Here is a 24,835-nt window from a genome sequence, read left to right as displayed (position 1 = left end):
AGCGTCAGATGTGTATAAGAGTCAGGCCCACCCCGACCGCGGAGGACCCCGGCGCCGACGAGTCCACCCCGGTGGAGACCGAGCCGGAGCAGCAGTTGCCCACCGACGACCTCCCCGGCAACGGGGACGACAACGGGAACCCGTGGCGCGGCGGGGGCGGCCGCGGGAACGGCAACAACGGCTGACTGCGTCAGGTCACGACACGGTCGCAGTCCTCGTTCGACACGCCGGTCACTCCTGTACCAGACGGTCGCGTCTCGGTGTAATCCCGGGATCCCCCGCCGTCCTCGAGGAGCACCCATGCGCCTGCCGCGCGCCGTCGCCGTCGTCGTCCTGACCGCCGCCGTCTCGCTGCCCCTCACCGGCACCGCCTCGGCCGTGGACCTGGACTGCGCCGACTTCCCGAACCAGGCGGCCGCCCAGGTGGTCCTCGACGCCGACGCGGCCGACCCGAACGGCCTGGATTCCAACAGCAACGGCGTGGCCTGCGAGGCCTACGGCTACACCGCCGTCGCGACGACCGCGGGCCAGGTCGCCGTGCGACCCACCGGCGGGGTCGCCGCGGGTGACGGGAGCTCGGCCGGCCGGGTCTCGAGCACGAGCGGCAGCCCGCTGCCCTACGTCGTCGGCGGGCTGGCCTTCACCGCCGCCGGTGGTGCCGCGCTCGCCGCGCGCCGGGCGTCCCGCGCCTGACCCGGTGTCCCGGCGCCCTCACCCCGCGGCCCGCCGTCCGGTCGCCGCGCGCGCCTGGACGGCAACGGCGGTGCTCTTGTCCGCGGTCGGGGTGGCCGCGGTGTGCCTGCTGCCGGCCGGCGGGACCAGCCCGGTCACCGTCGCCGGCGCTCTGGGCACCGTGGACGTCGACGCGCTCGAGCCGGCGCCGCTGCGCGCCGGGGCGCGGGTGGCGGTGCCCGCGCCGGTCGAGCCGGTGACGCTGCCGCGCAGCGCGCCGGTGCGGGTCACCATCCCGGAGCTCCGTGTGAGCAGCCGGGTGATGGAGCTGGGGTTCGACGAGGACGGGTCGATGGAGGTGCCACCCGGTGCCTACCCGGCCGGCTGGTTCGACCGCAGCCCGACGCCCGGGGAGCTCGGCCCGGCGGTGCTGGCCGGGCACGTCGACTGGGACGGTGAGCCCGGCGTCTTCCGGGGTCTGCACAGGTTGCGCCCCGGTGACCTGGTGCTGGTCGACCGCGCCGACGGCAGCACCGCGACCTTTGCCGTCGACCGGGTGGCCCGGTACGCCAAGGACGAGTTCCCGGCCGGGTCGGTCTACGGCGACATCGACGAGGCCGGGCTGCGGCTGATCACCTGCGGCGGCGACTTCGATCCCGACGCCGACAGCTACCGGGACAACGTCGTCGTCTACGCCTCCCTGGTGGCCTGAGGCCCCGGGCACCGGGGGCTCCGCACCCGGTGCGCGCCGGGCCAGGAGGGCGTCAGCGCGGGACGGCGGTCCACTCCGTCTGCTGGCGCAGCGGGCTTGGCGACGACGTTGCGGTGCAGGCCGGTGTACCGGCGTACCCCATCGGCGCCGACCTCCGTGCCGCTGCGGTCGAACGGTTCGTGGATCCCGGGCACGGCACCTCCAGCTCGCGGTGACGTCGTTGGCACCGGAAACCATTCTGCGCCCCGCCCGGCGCCGGCCCGCCGGCAGCGTCAGGGGTCCTCCGCGCCGGCTTGTGCTCTGCTCACCAGAGTGAGCAGAGCACAAGCGTGCGGGATGGCCTCCTGCTCACGTGGCGGGAGGGCGCGCGGCCGGGGACGCTGACCCTCGCGGCCCAGCCCGGCCGCCGCCGTACTCCCCCGGAGGCGCACATGTCCGACCGTGAACCGCAGGAGATGGCTGAGGCCGCCGTGGCCACGGGCGCGAAGAAGACCCACCGCAGCTGGGACCGGGTCCTGGTCAGCTCCTTCCTGGCCGGGGCCTACATCTCCTTCGGCGCCCTGGTGGCGATCACCGTCTCCTCGGGCCTCGACCCCGCCACCTGGGGCACGCTGCCGACCCTCTTCATGGGCGCCGCCTTCACCCTGGGTCTGGTGCTCGTGCTGATCGCCGGCTCCGACCTGGCCACGGGCAACATGATGCTGGTCCCGCTCAGCGCCATGCGCGGGAAGATCAGCATCGGTGACGTCGTCCGGAACCTGACGCTGGTGCTGATCGGCAACCTGATCGGCGCGCTCGTCGTCGCCTACTTCCTCGCCGTGCAGACCGGGGTGATCGGGCACGCCGGGGCCAGCGGCAGCCCGGGGCTCACCTTCGAGCGGCTGGCCGCCATCGCCGAGGCCAAGGCCACGGGTGAGTCGCACTGGCAGGTGTTCCTGCGCGGCATCGGCTGCAACTGGCTGGTCTGCCTGGCGGTGTGGATGTCGCTGGCGTCCAAGTCCGTGTCGGGCAAGATCCTGGCGATCTTCTTCCCGATCATGGCGTTCGTGGCGATGGGGTTCGACCACGTGGTGGCCAACATGTTCTTCCTGCCCGCGGCGATCTTCGCCGGCGTCCCGGACCTCGGCTGGGGCGACGTGCTGCTCAACTGGCTGTTCGCCGGGGTCGGGAACCTGGTCGGCGCGGTCGTGTTCGTGTCGACGTCCTACTGGTACCTGTTCCTCAAGGACCAGCCCGACCAGGCCGCGACGACCCCGGCCCCGGACGCGGAGCGCGCCTGAGACGACGAACGGCGGCGCCCCGCTGGTACGGGACGCCGCCGTCGTGCTCAGCGTGCGGTCAGGACCCGGCGCCGTCCTGCTCGCTCCGGCCGGTGCCGCGTCCCTGGTCGAGGGCGTCGGCGCCGAGGCCACCGACGAGGACGTCGTCCCCGGCCGTGCCACGGAGCGTGGGCACCAGGCCGGAGCAGCGCTCGGTCAGGTCCAGGCCGATGACCAGCGGGTCGTGGTCGCTGGACCGGTACGGGTCCGCCGCGTAGAGGGCCGGGTCGCCGGTGTACTGGTAGGCGGAGGACTCCACCGAGTTGATGTCCCAGTGCGCGACGTCGGTCACCTTGGCGGTCAGCTCGGCGGTGGCCAGCGCGTGGTCCAGCGAGCCGGACATCGCGTCGAACACGTAGCTGTACCGGCCCTCGTCGAACGCCGAGCCCAGGTCGGTGTAGCCGGCCTCCCGCAACGCCTCGATCGGGTCCTCCTGGGTGTAGGCGTTGAAGTCGCCCATCAGCACCACGTCCGGGTCACCGGTCTGGCTGCGCAGCCGCTCGGCGAACGCGGCGACCGACTGCGCCTGGCGGACGCGGTCGCCGTTCCACTGCCCCTGCCCGTCCCCGGTGTCCACGTTGTCCCCGGTGGGAGCACCGGGGCTCTTGGACTTGAGGTGGTTGGCCACCACGGTGAAGGTGTCGCCGTCCTTGACGAAGGTCTGCGCCTGCGGCTCGCGGGCGTTGGTCCACACCCCCTCGTCGACGAGGCCGACGGGCGCCCCCACCGGCGCGACGACGTCGTTGCGGTAGATGATCCCGTTGCGGATCACGTCCCGCTGGACGGCGTACAGCTCCTCGGGCAGCGGGACGTAGCTCCACACCGGGGCGCGGGCGGCGGTGTTGAGCCGGCGCACCAGGTCGGCCAGTGCGGTGTCGGCGTTGCCCTGGGTCAGGCCGGTGGAGTCGGTGTCCTCGATCTCCAGCAGGGTCACCACGTCGGCGTCCAGCGCGGTGATCGCGGCGACCTCCTTGGCCGCCTGCCGCTCCAGCTCGGCCTGGTTCTCCGCGCCGCGGCCGATCTCCTGGTCGAAGGTCAGGAAGTAGTTGAGCACGTTGAACGTGGCCAGCTGGACGTCGCCGCCCACCGCCTGCGGCGCCGGGGTGCGGGTGTTCTGCGGCGCGAAGACGCCGTCCGCGGTGCCGTCGGCCGGCTGCAGCCGGGAGGTGCCGAAGCCGTAGCCGAGCACGACCGGCTCGGTGAAGGTCACCTGGTCACCGACCCGCACCGGGGTGCCGGGGCTCAGGTAGGGCCGGGCCGTGGTGCTGGTCCGGGCGCTCCGCGCGTCATCGAGGGTGATGCTGCGCAGGGCGTTGTCGCGCACCACGGCGGCGGCCTCGGGGGTGCCCGGGCGGGCGACCTCGGTCGGCTGCAGGGTGACCCCGCCCGCGGAGAGGGTCAGCTCGCCGAAGCTGGTGAGGTCGAAGACCTCGCTGACGGTGAGCGGGTCGACGGGCTCGACCCGCATGCCCTCGAGCCGCTCGCGGGCGGCGTCGTCGGCGGGCAGGTCCAGCGGCGCGGCCGCGGGCAGGTCGGCCGCAGTGCCCTCGGCGCAGACGGCGACGTCGGTGCGCGAGGTGATCTGGGTCTGGCCGCTGAACTCCAGCGCCTGGCCGGTGACGGCGACGGTGTCCCCGAGGTCGACCGCGACCGGGCTGACGACGAAGACGCCGTCGGAGGTCGCGGCGTCGCCGTCCCCGTCGGCGTCCTGCAGGTAGAAGCCGGACAGCCCGGGCACATCCCCGACGACGACGCCGCGGACGGTGACCGTCGCACCGGCCACCGAGCTGGTCGCGCCGGTGCCCTGGACGGCCCCGATCTCGTGCGTCGCCGATGCGCTGCAGTCCGGCGGTGCGGCGACCGCCACCGCCGGGACGGCGACGGCGGCGAGGACGGCGGCGGACACCGCCGCGGCGCTGAGTGCTCCACGCCGGACGGCGGTGCGGGCGGTACCTGGAGGAAGGGGCACGAACGGTCCTCTCGAGGGTGACTCGGTCGGCAGCCGGTCCAGCCTGCGGAGGTGCTGGAGACGGCTCACTGACTCCAAGTGAGCACCCCGTGACGAGTCGAGGCGAGTTGTGACCAGGTGGCGCGTCGCCCCCGCCCGGTCAGTCGGTCGGTTCGGCCGGGCGCGACGGCTCCGACGGGCCCTCCCCGGACGCGGCCTCCTCCTGCTTCTGCAGTCTTCGGAAGCGCAGCGACTCCAGGACCACGTAGCCGAACAGCACCGTCCAGGCGAAGCTGAGGAAGGCCTCCCCGTACCGGCCGTCGACCAGCTTGAGGACCAGCTGCACGACGTTGTAGACCGCCGCGGCCCCGGCCAGCAGCTGCACCCCGACGTTGGCGAACCAGGCAGGGCGGGCGGGGTTGGCGGCCATGCACCCAGGCTAGGCGACCCCTGGCGTCACGCCGGGGACGCCGCCGGGTCGCTGGAGTTCCAGATGTCCAGGCCCATCCGCCACGAGCGGTCTCCAGCCCCCCGCTCATGCCGGAGTCGATCGCGCCTGCCAGAAGTCGCGGATGGCCGGGCCCTCGACCACGTCGCTGCCCGGCGGGAGGAGCCGGGCGTCCGGGGCGTAGACGGACGCCACGATCTCGGCGTCGCCCTTCTCCAGTCCCTGCTCGAAGGTCTGGTTCAGGGCATCGATGTCGCTGCGGGCCATGGTGACCTCCCGGATCCGTGGGGACTCCAGCGTCCGAGCCGGACGGCCGGGCAGGAAGGCACGTCATCCCGGCGACACGCGCTCGGTGACGGAGGCGACCCTGGGCTGACAACCGCTCACGCACCGGTCACCCGGCGCGCCGTCGCCCCGTCCGGAAGGCTGGGCAGGTGAGCACCGAACAGAGCGGCAGCGGCTACGTCGAGGCGGGCCAGGAGTACCAGCGCGACTCGAACTACATCACCGACCGGATCACCGCCGACGGCTCGAGCGGCTGGCCGGTGGAGGCCGACCGCTACCGGCTGGTGATCGCCCGGGCCTGCCCGTGGGCCAACCGCGCCGCGATCGTCCGGCGGCTGCTCGGGCTGGAGCCGGTGATCTCGATGGGCATCTGCGGCCCGACGCACGACGAGCGGAGCTGGACCTTCGACCTCGACCCCGGCGGCCGTGACCCGGTGCTGGGCTACGAGCGGCTGCAGGAGGCGTTCCTCGCCCGTGACCCCGGGTACCCGCGCGGGATCACCGTGCCGGCGATGGTCGACCTGCCCACCAAGGCCGTCGTGACCAACGACTTCCTGCAGATGACGCTGGACTTCTCCACGGAGTGGACCACGTTCCACCGCGCCGGCGCCCCGGACCTCTACCCCGAGCACCTCCGGCAGGAGATGGACGAGGTCATGCAGCGGGTCTACACCGAGGTCAACAACGGGGTCTACCGCTGCGGGTTCGCCGGGTCCCAGGGTGCCTACGACACGGCGTACGACCGGCTCTGGACGGCGCTGGACTGGCTGGAGGAGCGGCTGTCGAGCCGGCGGTTCCTGATGGGCGGCAGCATCACCGAGGCCGACGTCCGGCTGTTCACCACGCTGGCCCGGTTCGATGCCGTCTACCACGGCCACTTCAAGGCCAACCGGCAGAAGCTGACCGAGATGCCGGCGCTGTGGGCCTACGCGCGCGACCTGTTCCAGACCCCGGGCTTCGGCGACACCACCGACTTCCCTCAGATCAAGGAGCACTACTACGTCGTGCACGCCGACATCAACCCGACCCAGGTCATCCCGCTGGGCCCGGACACGTCGGGCTGGCTGACCCCGCACGGCCGCGAGGACCTCGGCGGCAGCCCGTTCGGCGACGGCACGCCGCCCGGCCCGGTGGCCGCCGGCGAGGAGGTACCAGCCGAGCACGGCCCCGGCGGCATCGGCCACCGGTGAGCCACCCCGTTCTGGTTGGCTGAACAGCGCGCCGGGCAGCGGAGCCCGGCCACACCCGGAGGAGCCCCATGGTGCACCGACTGATCGTCCAGTACGGCCAGCCCACCGACCCGGCCGAGTTCGACCGGCACTACCGCGACGTGCACCTCGGGCTCGCCCAGGCCATCCCCGGTCTGCAGCGGTTCTCCATCGGTCACGCCGCCTCGCTGGACCCCAGCACACCGGCCCCCTACCTGGTCGCCGAGCTGGACTTCGCCTCCGCCGAGGCGATGGGCGCCGGCATGAGCTCCGAGGCCGGCCGGGCCGCGGGCGCCGACGTCGGCACCTTCGCCACCGGTGGGGCGACCATGTCCAGCTTCGACGTCGAGGACGTCAGCCCCGCGGGCTGACCCGTCCCATGTCCCCCGACCGGCCGGCGTTCGCCCTCCCCAGCGCAGGACCCGACCCGGTGCCGTGGGACACGGCGCTCGCCGCCGTCCTCGGGTACGCCCGGGGGCGGCGGCCGCTGCGCTACCGCTCCCCCATCGAGCGGGAGGGGCGGTGGGTGCTGGTGCCGGCGTTCGGCTTCGAGCGCTTCGACCGCCGGCCGGTGCCGGCCGGCCCGCTCGGGGACGACGACGTGCTCGTCGCCGAGGGCGTGCACGGCCGGCTGGACCCGGACGGCTGGGCGACGGTGCGCCGGGCACTGGACGACGTCGAGGCGGCGGCCGGGGCGATGGCCACCCGGGCCGCCGGCCGGCCGTTCTGGGACCTGCCGGACGACGAGGTCTCCGTGCTCGGCGAGCCCGGCACCGTCGGCGCAGCGCTGCGGACCCTGGGCGAGCCGCCCGGCCCGCACGGGCGCTACGTCGTGGCCGCGCTGCACCACCGCCGGCCCGCGCTGGTGCCGATGGTCACCCGCACCACCTGGCTGCAGCTGGTGCCGCACCTGGTGGAGGGCGACAGCGGGGTCGCCGCCGTCGTGCACCGGGAGCTGCGGACCAACGTCGAGGCCTTCGGCGCGCTGGAGGACGTCGTCGCCGACCTGCTCGGGCACCGGCTGACCCGGCTGCGGTTGCACGACCTGCTGCTCTGGCTCACCGCCACGCTCCGGCTGCCCGCCGCGGTCGCACTCGGCCGGGAGACCGGGGAGTGGGGTCAGGTCGACGGCGTCCAGGCCGGGTCGCGCCCGGTGAGCCCGAGCAGCTGGTCCAGCTCCGGCGCGTCCGCGGGCACCGGGACCTCTGGCCCGTAGATGGAGTCCCGGCCCTGGGGCACCGCGGCGGCGAACTCGCGCCCGTATGCGATGCAGGCGCGCACCGCGGCCGGGTCGGGCGCGTAGGGCCGGCCGGTGGCCACGGCGAGGTCCCAGCCGTGCACCAGCACCTCGTTGAGCGCCACCCGCCCCGCCCAGGCCGCCGGCAGCGCGATGCCACCGGGCTCGGCGGTGCCCTCCCAGGCCGCCGGGTCGCGCCACGCGTCGGCCAGCTCGTCCAGCTCGCGCGGGATGCGGGTGCGCCAGTCCGCCGGCAGCGCGTCGGCGGAGGCGCTCGGTGCCCCGGTCGGCTTCCTCTCCGCCGCCAGCCGCAGCCCGACGGCCAGTCCGTGCAGGTGGTCCAGCAGCGCGGCCACCGAGGTGTCGGCGCACGGCGTCGGCGCGGTGAGCTGGTCGTCGGCCACCGCCGTCACCACGCGGGCGACCTCGGCGACCGAGGAGGACAGGTCCAGCGGTGTCGTCGTCGTCATGGGGTCGGGACCGTGCGGCGTGGCCGAACTCATCGACGTCTGGAGTGGCGCAGGTCACAGTTGCCTCGCAGGCTGCTCTCAGCTCGACCACACCGACCGCAGGCACCCGCCCGCACCAGGGAGAGTCATGTCCACCACCAGAACGCGGCGCCTGCAGCGCCGCACCCTGCCGCTCTGCCTCGCCGCCACGCTCGTCGGCGGGGGCGTCGTCGTCCTGCTGCCCTCCGCGGCCTCCGCCGGCGGGAACGGTCACGGCCACCACCCGCAGAGCGTCATCTTCATCAACGGCGACGGGATGGCGGCAGCCCAGCGCGAGGCCGGCCGGCTGGACCAGGCGGGCTTCGACGGCGAGCTGGTGATGAACACCCTCGGCGTCACCGGCCTGCAGACGACGGACCCGCGGGACCCGGAGGACACCGTCACCGACTCCGCGGCCGGCGCGAGTGCCTGGGCGACCGGCGTGAAGACCTACAACGGCGCGGTCAGCGTCGACGTCGACGGCAACCCGCTGCCCACCATCGGCGGCGAGGCCCAGCAGGCCGGCCTGGCCACCGGGCTGGTGACGACGGCGCAGGTCACCGACGCCACCCCCGCCGCGTTCTTCAGCAACTCGGTGAACCGCAGCGCGCAGGACGACATCGCCCGCCAGTACCTGCAGGTGACCAAGCCGCAGGTGATCCTCGGCGGCGGGGAGGACTGGTGGCTGCCCGCCGGCGACGAGGGCACCTACCCGCCGCGCACCGGCGACACCGAGGACCCGGAGGTCTCCCGCAGCACCCAGGGCGACCTGGTCGCCCAGGCCGAGGGGCTGGGGTACGAGTACGTGAGCACCGCCGCCGAGTTCGCCGCGGCCGACTCCGACCACCTCCTCGGGCTGTTCGCCAACGAGGAGATGTTCCAGATGCGGCCGGAGGGCGAGGGTGACGAGTACGCGCCCGTCGTCCCGCTGGCCGACATGGCCACCAAGGCCCTCGACGTGCTGTCCCAGGACGAGGACGGCTTCTTCCTGCTCATCGAGGAGGAGGGGGTCGACGAGATGGCGCACGACAACAACGGCACGCGGATGCTGCAGGCACTCCGCGCGCTCGAGGCCGCCGTCCAGGTCGCCCGGGACTACGTCGAGGAGCACCCGGACACGCTGCTCATCGTCACCGGTGACCACGAGACCGGCGGGCTGACCATCGAGGACGTCGACCCGGCCGACGAGAGCGGCCCCGGCGGCACCCTGCCCCAGGAGACGCCGGCCGCCGGCGAGGCGATCTCCGGCGAGGACGGTCCGTTCGCCGTCGCCGGCAGCGACAAGGACTTCGCACTGGACTGGACGACGACCGCGCACACCGGCGTGCCGACCGTCGTGACCGCCATGGGTCCGCAGAGCGAGGACCTCGTCGGCTACTACCCGAACACCCACCTGCACGAGGTCGTGCGGGAGGTGCTGCTCGGCTGACCACGGACGCGGGGCCGTCCTCGGCGGGCGGCCCCGCCCTGGCCCCTGTTGTCGCACCGCGACCTCGGACAGTCGCGAACCGCCGTATGCGGAACGGATCAGTCTCGCAGGGCGGTTCCCGCGACGGTGAGCGGACGGGCAGAGTCGCTCCTGCGGCAGTGCTGCCCGGGCACCGCCGGCCGAGGGGAGTCGCCGATGTACGCCCGAACCGCCACGCTGCGCGGGAACCCACGAGCGCTCGACGAGGCGATCAGGTTCGTGCAGGACGAGTGGCTGCCCGCGACGACCGGGCTGGACGGCTGCACCGGCATGTCGATGCTGGTCGGGCCGAGCTCGGGCCGTTGCATCGTCACCACCGGCTGGGAGACCGAGGCGGCGCTCAAGGCCAGCGAGCAGGCCATGCGCCCCAACCGCGCCCAGGTGGGCAAGCTGCTCGGCGCAGTGCCCCTGGTCGCGCAGTGGGAGGTCGTCATCATGCACCGGGCCCGGCAGGCCGGCGGCCACGCCTGCTGCCGGGTGACCTGGAGCGCGCTGCGCGACCCGGCTGCCGTCGACGAGGACATCGCGACCTTCCGGATGACGCTCCTGCCACGGATCGAGGAGCTGCCCGGCTTCTCCAGCGTCAGCCTGATGGTCGACCGGCTGACCGGCCGGGCCGTGGCGGCGGTGAACTACGTCGACCGGGACGCCATGACGGCCGCCGGCCAGCGGGCCGACGAGCTGCAGGGCGAGTACTCCCGGTCGATGGGCGGCCGGATCACCGACGTCGCCGAGCTCGACCTCGTCATCGCCCGCCTCCGCATCCCCGAGACCGTGTGAGGAGCACCCCTCACCACTCCCCGCGCCGAGAGCGGGGTGCCTTCGCGTGCGAGAGCGCGGGGGGCTCGCGCCCGAGAGCGCGGGCGGTCAGGACGTCGGGACGTCGTGGACCGCGGCCCGGTCCGCCGCCCGGTACAGCCGGATCACGGCCCCCGTGGGGGGGCACGGAGGTCCTTCCTCACACGACCCGGGTGAGCGCCGGCCAGAGCCCGTCGGGGCCGTCGGCCAGCAGCCGCTCGCCGAGCACCCGCGACCAGGCGAGCTCGGTGCCGGCCTCGTCCCGCCACGACCAGCACCGCCGGGTGAGGTGGTGCAGCCGGTGCTCCTGCGTGAACCCGATCGCGCCGTGCACCTGGTGCGCGAGCCGGGCGACCACCTCGACGGCGGCCCCGGCGCGGACCTTGGCCGCGGCGGCGGCCGCCACCAGCGACTCACCGCGCTCGGTGGCCTGCACCGCCGCGTCGACCAGCGCGGCGACGGCGGTCACCTCCCCGGCCATCTCGGCCAGCTCCATCTGGATCGCCTGGAACCTGCCCAGCGGGCGGCCGAACTGCACCCGCTCCCCCGCGTACTGCACCGTCCAGGCGAGCACCTGCTCCAGCGCCGCGGACAGCTGCACCGCGCGGGCCAGGGCGTACCGGGCGCGCAGCTCGGTGGCCTGCCGGTCGGTGAGCAGCGCCCCCGCGCAGGTGACGCCGTCGAACACCAGCGAGCCACGGGGCTCCCCGGCCAGGTTGGCCGCGTGCGTCGTCTCCCGGCCGGTGACGTCGACCAGCGCGAGCACCGGCCCGACCGGGCTGGTCGCCAGCACGACCAGGTGCTGGGCGACCCCGGCCCACGCGACGTCGGTCGCCGTCCCGGTGAGGGTCCAGCTGCCGGGCCCGTCGCCGTCGTCCCGCGGCTCGGCGGTGACCGCGCCGTCGACCGCGATCGACAGCGGCTCGTCGGGGGCGGGCAGGTCGAGGTCGGCGGCCAGGACGGCGGGGGCGGCGACGAGCAGCTGCTCGGCCACCGGCACCGCCGCGGCCCCCTGGGCCAATGTCGCGACAATGGCCACGGCGTCGGCGAGCTCGCCGCCGGAACCGCCGGCCTCCTCGGGCAGCCCGACGCCGGTCAGCCCGGCCTCGGCCAGCGCGGCCCACAGCCCGGCGTCCCAGGGCCGGTCCGCGGTGAGCACGAACGGCTCGTGCGCGGACAGGATGTCCCGGACGGTCTCGACGACCAGGTCCACGTCGCTCATCGGAGTCCCAGCCCCCGCGCCACGATCCCGCGCAGGATCTCGTTGGTCCCGCCCCGCAGCGTGTACCCGGGCGCGTGCAGCTGGGCCTCGGCCAGCGCCCGGCCCAGCGGGTCGGGCGAGTCCAGCGAGGCCACCACGTCGACCGCGCGGCGCACCTCGTCGATCACGTCGGCCTCGAACGTCGTCCCGACGTCCTTGACCAGCGCGGCCGGGATGTCCGGCAGCTCACCGCGGTCCAGCGCGGCGGCGATCCGCAGCGACATCTGGCGCAGCGCCAGCAACCGGGCCGAGAGCCTGCCCAGTGCCGCCAGGCCGGCCGGGTCGGGGTCGGCGGCCACCCGGCGGGCGAACTCGGCGACGAGCGGGTAGGTGGACAGGAACCGCTCCGGCCCGGACCGCTCGAACGCGAGTTCGGCGGTCACCTGGTGCCAGCCGTTGCCCTCCTCGCCCAGCAGCATGTCGCCGGGGACCACGACGTCGTCGAACACCACCTCGTTGAAGTGGTGCCCGCCGTCCAGGATGCGGATCGGGTTGACCGTGATCCCGGGCAGCGAGAGGTCGACCAGCAGCTGCGAGAGGCCGGCGTGCCGGTTGGCCGGGTCGGCGGGCGAGGTGCGGACCAGGGTGATCGCGTAGTGGCTGGTGTGCGCGTTCGACGTCCAGACCTTGGCGCCGTTGACCACCCAGTCGCCGTCGCCGTTGCGGGTGGCCCGGGTGCGGATGGAGGCCAGGTCGGAGCCGCTGTCCGGCTCGCTCATCCCGATGACGAAGAAGCACTCGCCGGCGGCGATCCGCGGCAGGATCTCGGTCCGCTGCGCCTCGGTGCCGTAGCGGAGCAGGTTCGGCCCGGACTGCCGGTCGGCGATCCAGTGCGCGGCGACCGGGGCGCCGGCGGCGAGCAGCTCCTCGGTGACGGCGTAGCGCTCCATCGCCGTCCGTTCGTGCCCGCCGTACTCCTCCGGCCAGGTCATCCCCAGCCAGCCCCGCTCACCGAGCTTGCGGGAGAAGGCCGGGTCGACGCCGGACAGCCAGGTGTCCACGGAGGTGGTGAAGCTGCCCGCGGCGAGCTCCTCGGCCAGGAACGCGCGGACCTCCTCGCGCACCTGCTCCGCCGCCGCCGAGCGCGGCGCGGGCGCCAGCGTCAACGAGTTGCTGCCCATGCGGTGCTCCCCACGTCGGTGTGGTGCCGTCGGGTCGGTTGTACAGGGCGCCGCCGTCGCCGGCCGCACAGGGTGGACCGGGCGTCCCGGCTCGGTCCGGCCGCCGTTGCCGTGGGCAACGGCCACGCGGGGCTGGGCGCGCCGGGGCTTCCCCGGCCGTGGCTGCCGGATCATCGTGCCGCCATGGCCGAGGCCACCGGAGCAGGGGTGCGACGCGCCACCGCCGCGGACCGCCCCCGGGCGGTGCTCGAGGAGTGCGACCGCACCGGCACCCCGGCCCACCTCGAGGCCTCCGGCGAGCGCAACCGCGCGCTCTACGCCCGGCACGGCTTCGTCCAGCGCGAGCCGGTGTCGCTGCCGGCCGGCGGCCCCACCGTGTTCCCGAGGTGGCGGGAGCCGGCGTGATCGGGCGGCGGGCCGCCGTGCGACCGGCCCGCGCGGGAGGCAGGCTGGCCGGGTGAGCGACCCGTTCGACCTGCAGCGCTTCGTCGACGCCCAGGACGCCGGCGGCACGTACGCCCAGGCGCTCGCCGAACTGCGCGCCGGGGCCAAACGCAGCCACTGGATGTGGTTCGTCTTCCCGCAGGTCGCCGGCCTCGGCCGCAGCGCGACGGCGCAGCACTACGCGATCAGCGGAGCGGCCGAGGCGCGCGCCTACCTGGCCCACCCGGTGCTCGGCGCCCGGCTGCGGGAGTCCGCCCGCGCGCTGACCGGGCTGGGGACCACCGACCCGGTCCGCGTGCTCGGCGGGATCGACGCCCAGAAGCTGCAGTCGTCGATGACCCTGTTCGCCGCCGTCTCCGACGACCCGGTCTTCCCCCAGGTCCTCGACCAGTACTTCGACGGCGCGCAGGATCCCGGGACGACGTCCCGGCTCCCCTCGGACTGACCGGGCGCCGCGACCTGCTCGGCCGAGGACGTCGCGGCGTCGGTCTTCCGCCGACCGGGCGCGGCGAGGACGCTGGTCGATGCGGCGGGGCCGCCGGGGTCCTGCCCACCCGGAGAGGAGTGGTGGCCATGTACGCCCGAACCACCACCGTGCACGGCAGCCCCGCGAAGATCGACGAGGGGATCCGCTACGTCCGTGACCAGGTGATGCCCACGGTGGAGCAGATGGACGGCTGCATCGGGCTGTCGATGCTCACCGACCGGGACTCCGGCCGGTGCATCGTGACGACGGCGTGGGAGTCCGAGCAGGCGATGCGCGACAGCGCCGAGGGGGTCCGGGACAGCCGGGCCCGGGCCGCGGAGGTGCTCGACGGCGACCAGCCCGAGGTCGCCGAGTGGGAGATGGCCCTCGTCCACCGCGTCCGTCCGGCGGACGCCGGGGCCTGTACCCGGGTCATCTGGGGCCGCCGCGACGCCGGGCCGATGGACGACGCCCGCGACGTCATGCGGACACGGATCCTGCCGCAGGTCGAGCAGGTGCCAGGCTTCTGCAGCGTGAGCATGCTGACCGACCCGGCGTCCGGCCGGGTCGCGACGGCGGTCACCTACGAGAGCCGGGCCGCCATGGACGCGGCGAACGAGCGCGGTCAGGCGCTGCGGGCGGAGTTCTCCCAGGCCGCCGGCATGGAGATCACCGAGGTCGCCGGCTTCGACCTGTCCATCGCCCACCTGCGGGTCCCCGAGCTCGTCTGAGGGAGAGCGGCGGCTGCGGGCCGGGTCAGATGATGCGGACCCGCAGCCGGCGGAAGCCGCGGCCCTTGTTCTCCATCTTCACGACCTCGACCCGGCCGACCATCGCCGTCGAGGCGACGTGCGTGCCGCCGTCGGCCTGGGTGTCCAGCCCGACGATGTCCACGATCCGCACCTCCTCCAGGTCCGGGGGCAGCAGGTTCGTCGCGGTCCGGATGATGTCCGGGATCGCGAACGCCTCCTCGCGCGGCAGCACCTGCACCCGGATCGGGCGGTCGGCGGCGAGCTCGGCGTTGACCGCCTCGGCGACCCGGTCCTTGAAGTCGGCGGGCACCTCGGCCAGGTCGAAGTCCATCCGGGCGGTCAGCGGCTCCATGTTGCCGCCGGTGACCAGCGCCCCGTAGTCGCGGAACACGACGCCGGTGAGCACGTGCAGCCCGGAGTGGGTGCGCATCAGGGCGGTCCGCCGCTCGTCGTCCAGCGCGCCGCGCACCGCCGTCCCCACCGGTGGCAGCGGGTCGCCCTCGACCGGGATGAGGTACAGCTCGTCGCCGGTGCGGGTGCCGGCGATCCGGGTGCGGACGCCGCCCCACAGCAGCACGCCCTCGTCCGGCGGCTGACCCCCACCGCCCGGGTAGAACGCCGAGCGGTCCAGCACGATCCCCTGCTCGGGGTCGGCGGCGAGGACCGTGGCGTCCCACTCGCGGACCGTGGCGTCGGCCAGGTCGAGGCGGTGGGTGTGCCCGATGTGCGCGGTGGCCATGCCGGCATCCTGCCCGGCCACAGGGGCAGGAGTGGCCACTTCTGCCCCTGTGGCCGGGGAGGAGCCGGGAAGGACGCCGGAACACGTACGGTTGCAGGTCGCCACGACGTACCGCACGCCATCCGAGGAGCAACCCCCGTTGTCGAGCTCGTCCCAGGACGTCGCCCCCGACCCCGACCTCGCCGCCGAACAGGTCGCCGTCACCGATCTGTACCGCCGGCTGGACGCCGCCCGCGAGCTGGCCGTGACCCGGTTCCGGCAGGCGCTGGCGATGCCGATCATCAACCCGCAGTCCCTGGGTGAGCGGGAGGCGGCCGCCCGGTTCCAGGGCCAGCGGATCACCGCGCTGGACGCCGCCGACCACGGGCTGGTCATCGGCCGGCTGGACCGCGAGGTCTCCCCGCAGCCGTTCTACATCGGCCGGGTCGGGCTCCCCGCCGACGACCCGGCCGGTGACCCGGCGCTGGTCGACTGGCGGGCACCGGCCTCCCGGCCGTTCTACACCGCGACGCCGTTCCGGCCCGAGGGCGTGGTCCGCCGCCGGCACATCCGAACCCGCACCCGCGAGGTCACCGCCGTCCACGACGAGGTGCTGACCGTCGACGCCACCGAGACCGACGGCCCGCCGCTCACCGGCGAGGCCGCGCTGATGGCCGCGCTGACCGCCGAGCGCACCGGCCGGATGACCGACATCGTGGCCACGATCCAGGCCGAGCAGGACGCGATCATCCGCAGCGACGCCCGCGGCGTGCTCGTCGTCCAGGGCGGCCCGGGCACCGGGAAGACGGCGGTCGCCCTGCACCGCGCCGCCTACCTGCTCTACACGCACCGCGACCGGCTGGCCCGCAGCGGGCTGCTCGTCGTCGGCCCCACCCCGACCTTCCTGCGGTACATCGCCGACGTCCTGCCGGCCCTCGGCGAGACCGGCGTGCTGCTCGCCGGGCTGGGCCAGCTGCGGCCCGGGCTGGACGCGCGCGGCACCGAGGCGCCCGAGGTCGCCGAGGTGAAGGGCCGGCTGGCGATGGTCGACGTGCTCAAGGCCGCCGTCCGGGACCGGGAGACGGTGCCGCGCGGCGTGCGCGAGCTGGTGATCGACGGCGTCCGGATCCCGCTGCGCCCGGTCGACCTCACCCGCTGCCGCACCACCGCCCGGCGCGCCTCGCGGCAGCACAACCTGGGCCGACCGGCGTTCGTCTGGGCCCTCGCCGAGCTGGTCGCCCAGCGCTACGCCGACCGGATCGGCGGCGACGTGCGCGGCGGGGCCGACCTGCTGGACCGCCGGGACGTCGAGGCGCTGCAGTCGGAGATCGTCGGCGATCCCGCCGTCCGGGCGCTGGTCGACGAGCTGTGGCCGGTGCTCACCGCCGAGGGGCTGCTGCGCGAGCTGCTGGCCGACCCGGCGCGGGTCCGCCGGGCCACCAAGGGCTGGACCGACGAGGACCGGGCGCTGCTGGAGCGCGCCGCGGACGCCCCGTGGACCCCGGCCGACGTCCCGCTGCTGGAGGAGGCCGATGAGCTGCTCGGCCACGACGACAGCGCCGAGCGGATGCGGGAGGCCCGCCGCCGCCGCCGGGCCCAGGAGGAGGCGCAGGAGACCCTGGACCTGCTGCACGGGTCCCGGTCCACGGACCTGGAGGACGACGAGGAGGGCGAGGAGCTCACCGCCGGCGACCTGCTGGACGCCGAGCAGCTGGCCGAGCGGGACGCCGACCTGGACACCCGGACCGCCGCGGAGCGGGCCGCCACCGACCGCACCTGGGTCTTCGGCCACGTCGTCGTCGACGAGGCGCAGGAGCTCTCGGCGATGACCTGGCGGCTGCTGGCCCGCAAGTGCCCCACCCGCTCGATGACCGTCGTCGGCGACCTGGCGCAGACCGGCAGCCTGGCCGGCGCGACCGACTGGGGCTCGGTGCTCCGGCCGCACGTCGGCGAGCAGTGGCGGCTGGCCCAGCTCACCGTCAACTACCGGACGCCGGCCGAGATCATGGCGGTCGCCGCCGACGTCCTGGCCGCCGGGGACGCCGCCACCGCCGCCCCCCGCTCGGTGCGCAGCACCGGGGTGCCGCCGGTCGCCGAGCAGGTGAGCGAAGACCGGCTGCTCCCCCGGGCCGCCGAGCTGACCGCCGGGCTCGTCGCGGCCGGCGGGACGGTCGCGGTGATCGTGCCGCCGAGCCGGGTGCCCGCCGTCGTCGACTGCCTGGCCGGGGCGTTCCCGGCCGTCTCCGCCGGCCCGGCCGCGGACTCCTCGGCCGGCCCGGTGGTGCTGGTGCCGGCCGACGCCAAGGGGCTGGAGTTCGACTCGGTGCTCCTGGTCGACCCGCAGGGCCTGCTCGACGAGGGCGTCCGCGGGCACAGCGACCTCTACGTCGCGCTGACCCGCCCGACCCAGCGGCTCACGGTGCTCTCCCCCGGCGAGCTGCCCACCGAGCTGCACCGCCTCACCGACGAGGCATAGGAAGCTCTGCACCCGGTTCCGCGCCCGGGACCGGGTGCAGAGCTTCCTGTGCCGGTGCCGCTGCCCGAGGACGGGCCCCTGACGCGGGTCCCGGCTCAGGGGTCGCGGGTGAGGGCGAGCAGCGCGATGTCGTCGGCGCGGTGGGTGCCGGCCAGGTCGCCGAGCAGCCGGTCGCAGAGCTCGTCCGGGTCGGTCGTCACCCGTCGGTTCGCGGCGGCCTGCAGCCGGGCCAGGCCGGCGTCGAGGTCCTCGGTGCGGCTCTCCACGAGCCCGTCGGTGAACAGCACCAGCGTCGCCCCCGGCGGCAGCACCCCGGTCCACTCGACGGCGGGCGCCGGCGGGGCACCCAGCATCCGGCTGGGCACCACCGGCAGGAACTCCGCGCGGCCGTCGGCCACCAGCAGCGGCGGCGGGTGGCCGGCCGAGGCGACGTGCAGCACGCCGGTGGGCAGGTCGAGCGTGGCGAACAGCGCGGTGGCCATCCGCTGCAGCCCGAGCAGCGGCCAGCTGGCCTGCAGCCGGTCGATGACCGCGGTCGGCGCCGGGCCCTCCACCAGCAGCGCCCGGTAGACGCTGCGCAGCTGCCCCATCGTCGCCGCGGCGGTGATGTCGTGCCCGACGACGTCCCCGACGGCGATGGCCACGTGGCCGCCGGGCAGCGGCGCGACGTCGTAGAAGTCGCCGCCGATCTCCACCCCGTGCGTCGCGGCCAGGTACCGGACTGCCACCGACACCCCCGGGACCGGCGGCGGGGACGGCGGCAGCAGGGTGGCCTGCAGGGTGTGCGAGGTCCGGGCCTCGAGCTCGTACCGCTGGGCCTTGGCCATCATCAGCGCCACCTGCAGCGCGAGCTGCTCGGCCAGCTCGACGTCGGCGGCGGTGAACGGCGTGCGCCGCCGGTCGGCCGACAGCGTCATCACGCCCAGCGACCTGCCCTCGGCCACCAGCGGCACGCTGATCACGCTGGCCAGTTCCAGGGCCCGGACCGCGGCGAGCTCAGCCGGGTCCCGGACCACGGCGGTCAGCCACTCGTCGGGCAGGGAGGGGTACCAGCGGGTGCGTCCCTCCGCCATGGCGGCGCGGGCCGGTTCGGGCAGCTCGCGGAACGGCGGCGCCCAGGCGCGCAGCTCCTCGACGTGCTCCTGCCGCGCGGGGTCGCCGTGCCGGGCGACCACCCGGCTCATCCCGTGCTCCAGGACGAGGTCGAGCAGGCACATGTCCGCCAGCCGCGGCACCACCATCTCCGCGAGCCGCTCGACGGTCTCGGTCACGCCGGTGGCGCCGGCCAGCAACCGGGCGGCGTCCAGCAGGAACGCCGACCGCCCGGCCTGGCGGGCGGTCTCCTCGTGCAGCCGGGCCCGCTCCAGGGCCTGCCCCGCCTGGCGACCCAGCGTGGCGAGCAGGTCGGCATCGGCCTCCGAGAGCGCGTGGTGCTCCCCCGGTTCGGTCAGCGAGATCAGCTCGCTCTCGTCCACCCGGGCGCGGGCGAGCACCAGCGCGCCGAGGTGGTCGCCGTCGGCGATCACCGGGACGACGACGAGGTCGGTGCAGCCGGACCCGTCGGCGGCCGCGGCCAGCTCCGGCCACGCCGCGCGCAGCGCGTCACCGACCGGCACGGTGCGCACCCCGGAGCCGAGCACCGGCAGCACCCGGCCGGGAGCGGCCCCGCTGAGCTGGTGCAGCAGCTCGGGCGTCATGCCCTCGGTGGCGGCGAGCTCGACGGCCGGCTCGTCCCCCGGCTGGGCACCGGTGCCCAGCAACCACAGCGCGGCCCCGGCGGCCTGGGCCGCCCGGCGGCTGCGGTGCACGACCACACCCGCCGCGTCCGCGGTGGTGACCGCGGCCGCGAGCTCGGACGTGAACTGCTGCAGGGTGCGCGAGCGCGCCTCGGACGCCTCGGCTGCCCGCCGTGCGGCGAGGGTCTCGCGCTCGTACCGGCGGCGGGCGGTCGCCTCGAAGAGGGTGACCCGGACCAGCACCGGCTCTCCCTCGGGCCCCTTCACCTCCACCGCGTTCACCAGGCAGGGCAGCAACGACCCGTCGGCCCGGACGACGTCGAGCGCCACCTCGCGCACGGCCCCCTGCATCCGCAGCAGGGGCGTCAGGTGGGTGTCGTGGAACACCTGGCCGCCGACGCTGAGCAGGTCGCGCAGCCGGCCGCGCAGCACCTCCTCGGAGGAGTACCCGATCCAGCTGCACAGCGTCCGGTTGACCTTGATGATCGTCCCGTCCGGCAGCGTCGACAGGTACCCGCAGGGCGCGTTCTCGAACAGGTCGGCCGGGTCGTCCTCCAGCAACTGCTGGAGCCGGCCGCGGGCGTCGTCGTCGCGCCGCCGGTCCGTCGTGGGCGTCGGCGTCACAGCCACGCCCGGATGGCGGCGGTGGTCTCCTCCGGGGCGCTGAGGTGCGGGCAGTGCCCGGTGGCCGCCAGCTGGGTGAAGCGGGCGTCCGGGAGGTGCTCGGCCACGTAGCGACCGGCCGACTCGGGGGCGATGACGTCCTCGGAGCACTGCAGCACCAGGCTCGGCACGTCGACGCCGGGCAGGTCGGCGCGGTTGTCGGAGAGGAAGGAGACCCGGGCGAACTGGCGCGCGACGTCGGGGTCGGTGCGGCAGAAGCTGTTGGTCAGCTCCTCGGTCAGCTCCGGCCGGTCCGGGTTGCCCATGATGACCGGGGCCATCGTGGTGGACCAGCCGAGGTGGTTGGCGTCGAGGTTGTCCAGCAGGTCCCTGATCTGCTCGCGGGTGAACCCGCCGCGGTAGTCGCCGTCGTCGACGTACCGGGCGCTGGGGCCCACCATCACCATCGCGCCGAACACCTCCGGCGCCCGGGCGTGGGCCAGCACGCCGATCATGGCGCTGACCGAGTGGCCGACGAAGACGGCGTCGGTCAGCTCCAGGTCGCGCATCACCTCGACGACGTCGGCGGCGTACCCGTGCAGGGACTCGTACCGGTCCGGGTCGTAGGCCGACAGGTCGGAGTTCCCGAAGCCGACGTGGTCGAAGGTGACCACCTGGTGGTCGACCGCGAAGTCGGGGGTGATGAACCGCCACATGTTCTGGTCACAGCCGTAGCCGTGCGCGAACACGATGGGGCGGGCACCGACCGCACCACTCACACGGACGTCGTTCCGTGCGCGGACGTTCATGCTCGGACGGTACGCGACCGCGCCGTTCCGTCACCAGCCTGCGTGGCCCTGCCGGTCACCCGGCCGCACGTCGCTGAGCACCACCCCGCTGGCCGGCCGGGCCGGGATCCGGCGCAGCGAGATGGTCAGGTCCTGGTCGGGCAGCCGGTACCCCAGGCGGGCCAGCCGGACGGCCAGCGAGGCCAGCAGCGCCACCGTGACGTCCTCCCCCGGGCAGCGGTGCCCGGTGCGCGGGTCGCCGGCGCCCTGCGGCACCAGCTCCCACGGACCGATGTCGCGGACCCGGTCGCCGTCCTCGGTCAGGAACCGCTCGGGACGGAAGGCGTAGGGCTCGGGGAACAGCTCCGGGTCGTGGGCCTGACCGAACAGGTCCAGCAGCACCATCGAGCCGGCCGGCACCCGCTCGCCGTCCCACTCCACCTCCCGGGGGGCGCGGCCACCGATGAACGGCGCGAACGGGTAGTAGCGGCGCACCTCGTGCGCGAACGCGGTGGCGTAGGCGCCTCCGGTCCGCAGCCGTTCCCGGCCGGTCGGCCAGCGGTGCAGCGCGTGCGCGGCGAAGCCGAGGAACCAGCTGACCGCGACGGTGGGCCGGATGACGTTGAGCACCTCGACGGCGGCCACCCGCGGCTCGAGCAGCTCGCCCTCGGAGTCGCGGTGGGTGGCGACGACGTCGAGGACGGAGCCGGCCGGCGGGGTCCGCTCGCCGGCGCGCACCGCGTCGACGATGCCGGCCAGCCAGGCCTCCCGCCGCTGCCGCACCCGCCGGGCCCGCCAGTGCCGCGGGGCGCCGGTGGCGAAGCCGTCGACGAGGGTGGTCAGGTCACCGGCGAGGGCCGGCAGCTCCTCGTCGGACACCGGGACGCCGGCCCAGTCGCACACGCCCCGGGTGAGCACCCGGGCCGCCTCGTCCATGAGCACCACCTGCGGCTGGGCGGCCCAGCGCGGCACGGCGTCGTCCCAGGCCGCGCCGACCCGGTCCACGAGGTCGGCGGTCCCGTCGTCCATCAGCAGGTGGACGAACATCGCCTTGCGCACCCGGTGCGGCTCGCCGTCCAGCGTGTGCACCGCGCCGTGGCCGAACAGGGTGCTGACCACCGGCTCGGGCAGGGCGCCGCTGCGCCGGACGTGGTCCTCGTCGTAGGGGAACCGCGCACCGGCCGGGCCCTCGACCCCCAGCATCCGGCGCACCCCCAGCAGCCGGGTCTGCACGGTGTCCCGCCCCGCGGTGCGCCGCCGGTCGGGCAGCCAGGCGTAGCCCTTGGCGAGCATGGGCAGGGACTGGTCGAACCGGGGCCGGCGCATGGGGGGTGCACTGCCCGGCGAGCGGAGCGGGAAACGGTCAGCCGTCGCCCTGACCCAGCTCGCGCAGCAGCCGGAGCACCTCCTGGCCCGCCCAGCTCTGCCCCGCCCCGCCGCCGAGCGCCGCCCCGGCGTCGGCCAGGGCGTCGGCCAGCGCGGCCTCCTCCTCGTCGAGCAGCCCGCGGTAGGCCGGGTCCAGCAGGTAGCCGGTCGGCCGGCTGGACAGGCAGCCGAGCAGGTCCAGCAGCACCTCGAGCCGGCGGGCCGCCTCGGCCGGGGAGGCGTCAGCGGCCCCCGCCGCACCGGTCATCGCCACCGTCTCGACGTCCCGCTCCCACAGCCGGGCGCGCACCGGGTCCTCCTGCAGTGCCAGCACGGTGCCGCTGCGCCGCCGCTCCGCGGGGTCGGGCACGTGCAGCACGGTGCGCACCTGGTGGGCGATCCGGATCAGGTCGTCGTCCAGCATCGAGGTGCCGACGAAGAGGACGTGCCGGGTGAGCAGCAGCGACTGCAGGACCCCGGCCAGGGCGCTGCGGTGGTCACCGAACTCCAGGTACTGCTCGCGGGTCAGCACGACGCTGTCCGGGTGGGCGGCGTCGCCGTGCAGCTTGAGCAGCCAGGGCGCGCCCGGCGCGGCCTCCTCGAAGGGCAGCACCCGCATCGGCCGGCCGATGTCGGCGGCGGCCAGCTCCACCAGCGGGTCGTAGTTGGTGGTCACGAACTCGCGCACCGGCAGCGCGGCGACCAGCGCGTGCGCCAGCGAGTACGAGCCCGGGCCGAAGCGCTCCTGCACGTAGGCGGTCAGCTCGTCGCGGCCGAGCACCCGGGCGAGCAGGGCGGCGGCGTCCTGCGGCGGGAGGCCGGACAGCCCGGCGCGCGACCCCTCGTCCAGGCCGGCGCGGACGGCGAGCTCCGCGAGCAGCTGCTCCCAGGTGGGCAGGCCGGCCGCGGCGCTGACGCCGGCCCCGAGGAAGACGGCCAGCTCCCCCTCGCGGGCCCGCCGGCCCAGGTCCTCCGCGAGCGCGGCCAGCGCCTCGGGCAGCCGCCAGCCGCCGCCGTCACCGCGCCGGACCCGCTGGGCGGCGGCCAGGTCGCTGGGCCGGCGGAGCACCAGCGCGATGTCGTAGCCGTGCTCGGCGGCGGCCTGGCGGAGCACCGGCAGCAGCTGCTGGAGCAGGGCCCCCCGCTGCCCGGCGGCGCCACCCCAGCCGGTGCCCAGCGCCGGGAGCCCGACCAGGCGGCGGGCCCGCCCGTGCGCCGGTGCCGGGACCTCACGCCGGGCGACCGCGGCCAGCACCTCGCGGGCGCCGTCGAGCAGCCAGCTGAGCCCCCGCTCGCCGTCCCGGGAGCCATCGGGGTCCACGGTGTCGACCAGCCAGGCGCGCCGGTCGCCGCAACCGGGCACCTCGTGCACCCGTTCCGCGCCGTACCAGGTGCCGGTCACGCACGCCCCGTCCTCGTCCTGCGCCGCGACGGCGTCCGCGGGCAGCAGCGGCACCCAGCTCGCGGTCACCCGCCGGGACCGGTCGGTGGGGACGACGACGTCGTCGCAGGACAGCCGGGTCAGGTCCGCGCCGACGACGAAGACGTGACCGCTCACCGCGGGCCGGTCTCCAGCGCGACGCCACGGGCGGCGCGGGCCGCGGCGTACGCGGGGCGGCGGAACCGGGCGAGCGGGCCGTCGGCGACCAGCCCCGGTGGCGGGTGCTGGACCGCGTCGAAGGGCTGCTCCGGGTCCGGCGGCGTGCTCGGCTCCCCCAGCGTCACGGTGCCGAAGCGCGCCCACGGGCCCCGGCCGACGGCCGCGGACAGGACGACGACCCGGCCGGGCGCGGCCGCGGCCAGCCGGTCGCGGGCGGTGGGCAGCGGGCCGCCGGTGGGATCGGCGGCCAGCCACACCGGCCCGGCGGCGCTGCGGTAGGCCATGATCGAGCCGTAGCCGGTCGCCGCGTCGCGGCGCAGCACCGGCACCCGCCGGGTCCACCGCCCGCGGCCGGTCGAGGAGAGCAGCAGGTCGACCGGGCGCTCACCCGGCACCCGGAGCGCGAAGCCGAGCAGGTCGGGCAGCGCAGGGGGCAGCCCGGCGCCGCGGGAGATCCGGACCAGGACGTCGTCGCGGCCGGTGGCGTCCAGCCAGGGGATGCCGCCGGCCAGCCCGGTCCGCTGCAGCACCGCGGTGAACAGGGTCCCCCGGGGGTGCATCGGCTTGGCGCCGCGGACCCGGGTCAGCGCGGCGATGGGGACGGCGACCAGCCGGCCGGCGGCGTCCACGAGGTCTGCCATGTCTGCGGGGGTTACCCCGCGGAGGTCCGGTCACTCCTGCGGGCGCCCACGTACCGGCAGCCCACGTACCGGCAGCCCACGTACCGGCGCCTCGTCGCGCGCGGTCGCGGGCCTCGGTCCTCAGTGCCGGGTGGTGCCGCAGTCGGTGCACCGCTTGCGGTCAGCGGCGTTGGCGTGCCTGCAGTTGTCGCAGGTCCACACCGTGCGTTCGATGGTGCGCATGTCCCCCTCCTCCGTGCCCGGCCGACGGTCGCGGCCGCTGCGCCGGCGGGTCGGGGTCA

The 24,835-nt window shown here is 75.3% G+C and carries 25 protein-coding genes; 13 read left to right on the top strand and 12 right to left on the bottom strand.

What is annotated here, in order from left to right:
* The 4 genes from FHL80_RS27280 to FHL80_RS14795 all read left to right on the top strand — a co-directional run.
* On the top strand, positions 1–185 hold a 185-nt coding region (locus tag FHL80_RS27280), incomplete at its 5' end, for a hypothetical protein (RefSeq protein ID WP_216870744.1).
* 115 nt (positions 186–300) lie between these two features.
* A complete protein-coding gene (locus FHL80_RS14810; RefSeq protein WP_138734161.1) occupies positions 301–693 on the top strand; it encodes a hypothetical protein in 393 nt (130 codons plus the stop codon).
* Positions 694–697: 4 nt separating this feature from the next.
* Positions 698–1,384: a class F sortase gene (locus FHL80_RS14805; RefSeq protein ID WP_246078691.1), complete on the top strand. Its 687-nt coding sequence runs from the start codon at positions 698–700 to the stop codon at positions 1,382–1,384.
* Positions 1,385–1,815: 431 nt separating this feature from the next.
* Positions 1,816–2,664 carry a formate/nitrite transporter family protein gene (locus tag FHL80_RS14795; protein WP_138734159.1) on the top strand — a complete coding sequence of 283 codons (849 nt, stop codon included), beginning with the start codon at positions 1,816–1,818 and terminating at the stop codon, positions 2,662–2,664.
* 58 nt (positions 2,665–2,722) lie between these two features.
* Here the strand turns inward: FHL80_RS14795 and FHL80_RS14790 are convergent, their stop codons facing one another.
* The 3 genes from FHL80_RS14790 to FHL80_RS14780 form a co-directional block, all read right to left on the bottom strand.
* Positions 2,723–4,672 carry an ExeM/NucH family extracellular endonuclease gene (locus FHL80_RS14790; RefSeq protein ID WP_246078690.1) on the bottom strand — a complete coding sequence of 650 codons (1,950 nt, stop codon included), beginning with the start codon at positions 4,670–4,672 and terminating at the stop codon, positions 2,723–2,725.
* A 139-nt stretch (positions 4,673–4,811) separates the two neighbouring features.
* The gene (locus FHL80_RS14785) at positions 4,812–5,081 is read right to left on the bottom strand and encodes a hypothetical protein (RefSeq protein ID WP_138734158.1); all 270 of its coding nucleotides are present in this window, start codon (positions 5,079–5,081) and stop codon (positions 4,812–4,814) included.
* Positions 5,082–5,186: 105 nt separating this feature from the next.
* The gene (locus FHL80_RS14780; RefSeq protein ID WP_138734157.1) at positions 5,187–5,366 is read right to left on the bottom strand and encodes a YybH family protein; all 180 of its coding nucleotides are present in this window, start codon (positions 5,364–5,366) and stop codon (positions 5,187–5,189) included.
* A gap of 167 nt (positions 5,367–5,533) precedes the next feature.
* Here FHL80_RS14780 and FHL80_RS14775 point away from each other — a divergent pair, with 167 nt between their 5' ends.
* From FHL80_RS14775 to FHL80_RS14765, 3 genes are all read left to right on the top strand, one after another.
* On the top strand, positions 5,534–6,574 hold the full coding sequence (locus FHL80_RS14775) for a glutathione S-transferase family protein (protein ID WP_138734156.1): 1,041 nt from the start codon (positions 5,534–5,536) through the stop codon (positions 6,572–6,574).
* Between the two features lie 68 nt (positions 6,575–6,642).
* Positions 6,643–6,963: an EthD family reductase gene (locus FHL80_RS14770; RefSeq protein WP_138734155.1), complete on the top strand. Its 321-nt coding sequence runs from the start codon at positions 6,643–6,645 to the stop codon at positions 6,961–6,963.
* An 8-nt stretch (positions 6,964–6,971) separates the two neighbouring features.
* Entirely contained in the window at positions 6,972–7,808 is an 837-nt protein-coding gene (locus FHL80_RS14765) for a hypothetical protein (RefSeq protein WP_246078689.1), read from the top strand.
* Here the strand turns inward: FHL80_RS14765 and FHL80_RS14760 are convergent.
* A complete protein-coding gene (locus FHL80_RS14760; RefSeq protein ID WP_138734154.1) occupies positions 7,712–8,299 on the bottom strand; it encodes a TIGR03086 family metal-binding protein in 588 nt (195 codons plus the stop codon). The genes FHL80_RS14765 and FHL80_RS14760 overlap by 97 nt on opposite strands.
* Before the next feature lie 127 nt (positions 8,300–8,426).
* On the opposite strand from FHL80_RS14760, the gene FHL80_RS14755 reads away from it, so the two are divergent.
* Together FHL80_RS14755 and FHL80_RS14750 are read left to right on the top strand one after the other, a co-directional pair.
* Positions 8,427–9,746, top strand: coding sequence for an alkaline phosphatase (locus FHL80_RS14755; RefSeq protein WP_138734153.1), 1,320 nt, complete (start codon positions 8,427–8,429; stop codon positions 9,744–9,746).
* Positions 9,747–9,941: 195 nt separating this feature from the next.
* Positions 9,942–10,565, top strand: coding sequence for a hypothetical protein (locus FHL80_RS14750; RefSeq protein WP_138734152.1), 624 nt, complete (start codon positions 9,942–9,944; stop codon positions 10,563–10,565).
* 178 nt (positions 10,566–10,743) lie between these two features.
* Here the strand turns inward: FHL80_RS14750 and FHL80_RS14745 are convergent, their stop codons facing one another.
* Together FHL80_RS14745 and FHL80_RS14740 are read right to left on the bottom strand one after the other, a co-directional pair.
* Positions 10,744–11,805, bottom strand: coding sequence for an acyl-CoA dehydrogenase family protein (locus FHL80_RS14745; RefSeq protein ID WP_138734151.1), 1,062 nt, complete (start codon positions 11,803–11,805; stop codon positions 10,744–10,746).
* Positions 11,802–12,965 (bottom strand): acyl-CoA dehydrogenase family protein, encoded by a 1,164-nt coding sequence (locus FHL80_RS14740; RefSeq protein WP_138734150.1) that lies wholly within the window; start codon positions 12,963–12,965, stop codon positions 11,802–11,804. The genes FHL80_RS14745 and FHL80_RS14740 overlap by 4 nt, the downstream gene beginning before the upstream one ends.
* Positions 12,966–13,148: 183 nt before the next feature.
* Here FHL80_RS14740 and FHL80_RS25585 point away from each other — a divergent pair, with 183 nt between their 5' ends.
* The 3 genes from FHL80_RS25585 (at position 13,149) to FHL80_RS14725 (ending at position 14,606) form a co-directional block, all read left to right on the top strand.
* On the top strand, positions 13,149–13,370 hold the full coding sequence (locus tag FHL80_RS25585; RefSeq protein ID WP_216870743.1) for a hypothetical protein: 222 nt from the start codon (positions 13,149–13,151) through the stop codon (positions 13,368–13,370).
* 52 nt (positions 13,371–13,422) lie between these two features.
* Positions 13,423–13,854, top strand: a complete 432-nt coding sequence (locus tag FHL80_RS14730) for a DUF1810 domain-containing protein (RefSeq protein WP_138734149.1) — start codon at positions 13,423–13,425, stop codon at positions 13,852–13,854.
* A 128-nt stretch (positions 13,855–13,982) separates the two neighbouring features.
* Positions 13,983–14,606 (top strand): antibiotic biosynthesis monooxygenase, encoded by a 624-nt coding sequence (locus FHL80_RS14725; RefSeq protein WP_216870742.1) that lies wholly within the window; start codon positions 13,983–13,985, stop codon positions 14,604–14,606.
* A 25-nt stretch (positions 14,607–14,631) separates the two neighbouring features.
* On the opposite strand, the gene FHL80_RS14720 is transcribed toward FHL80_RS14725, so the two are convergent.
* Positions 14,632–15,366, bottom strand: a complete 735-nt coding sequence (locus FHL80_RS14720) for an alanyl-tRNA editing protein (RefSeq protein ID WP_138734147.1) — start codon at positions 15,364–15,366, stop codon at positions 14,632–14,634.
* 139 nt (positions 15,367–15,505) lie between these two features.
* On the opposite strand from FHL80_RS14720, the gene FHL80_RS14715 reads away from it, so the two are divergent.
* The gene (locus FHL80_RS14715; protein ID WP_138734146.1) at positions 15,506–17,821 is read left to right on the top strand and encodes a HelD family protein; all 2,316 of its coding nucleotides are present in this window, start codon (positions 15,506–15,508) and stop codon (positions 17,819–17,821) included.
* A gap of 95 nt (positions 17,822–17,916) precedes the next feature.
* Here the strand turns inward: FHL80_RS14715 and FHL80_RS14710 are convergent, their stop codons facing one another.
* From FHL80_RS14710 to FHL80_RS14690, 5 genes are read right to left on the bottom strand one after another with little or no spacing between them, the layout of a single operon-like run.
* A complete protein-coding gene (locus FHL80_RS14710; protein ID WP_138734145.1) occupies positions 17,917–20,187 on the bottom strand; it encodes a SpoIIE family protein phosphatase in 2,271 nt (756 codons plus the stop codon).
* Positions 20,178–20,969 (bottom strand): alpha/beta fold hydrolase, encoded by a 792-nt coding sequence (locus tag FHL80_RS14705; protein WP_138734144.1) that lies wholly within the window; start codon positions 20,967–20,969, stop codon positions 20,178–20,180. Before FHL80_RS14705 ends, FHL80_RS14710 begins: the two co-directional genes overlap by 10 nt.
* A gap of 30 nt (positions 20,970–20,999) precedes the next feature.
* On the bottom strand, positions 21,000–22,274 hold the full coding sequence (locus FHL80_RS14700; RefSeq protein ID WP_138734143.1) for a cytochrome P450: 1,275 nt from the start codon (positions 22,272–22,274) through the stop codon (positions 21,000–21,002).
* 37 nt (positions 22,275–22,311) lie between these two features.
* On the bottom strand, positions 22,312–23,871 hold the full coding sequence (locus FHL80_RS14695) for an SIR2 family NAD-dependent protein deacylase (protein ID WP_138734142.1): 1,560 nt from the start codon (positions 23,869–23,871) through the stop codon (positions 22,312–22,314).
* Positions 23,868–24,554 (bottom strand): phosphodiesterase, encoded by a 687-nt coding sequence (locus FHL80_RS14690; RefSeq protein WP_138734141.1) that lies wholly within the window; start codon positions 24,552–24,554, stop codon positions 23,868–23,870. Before FHL80_RS14690 ends, FHL80_RS14695 begins: the two co-directional genes overlap by 4 nt.
* Between the last annotated feature and the right edge of the window lie 281 nt (positions 24,555–24,835).

This window comes from Modestobacter excelsi (assembly GCF_005930495.1).
GTDB lineage: Bacteria > Actinomycetota > Actinomycetes > Mycobacteriales > Geodermatophilaceae > Modestobacter > Modestobacter excelsi.
The sequence above is the reverse complement of the archived record's forward strand: the minus strand, read 5'-3'. Positions and strand labels throughout refer to the sequence as shown.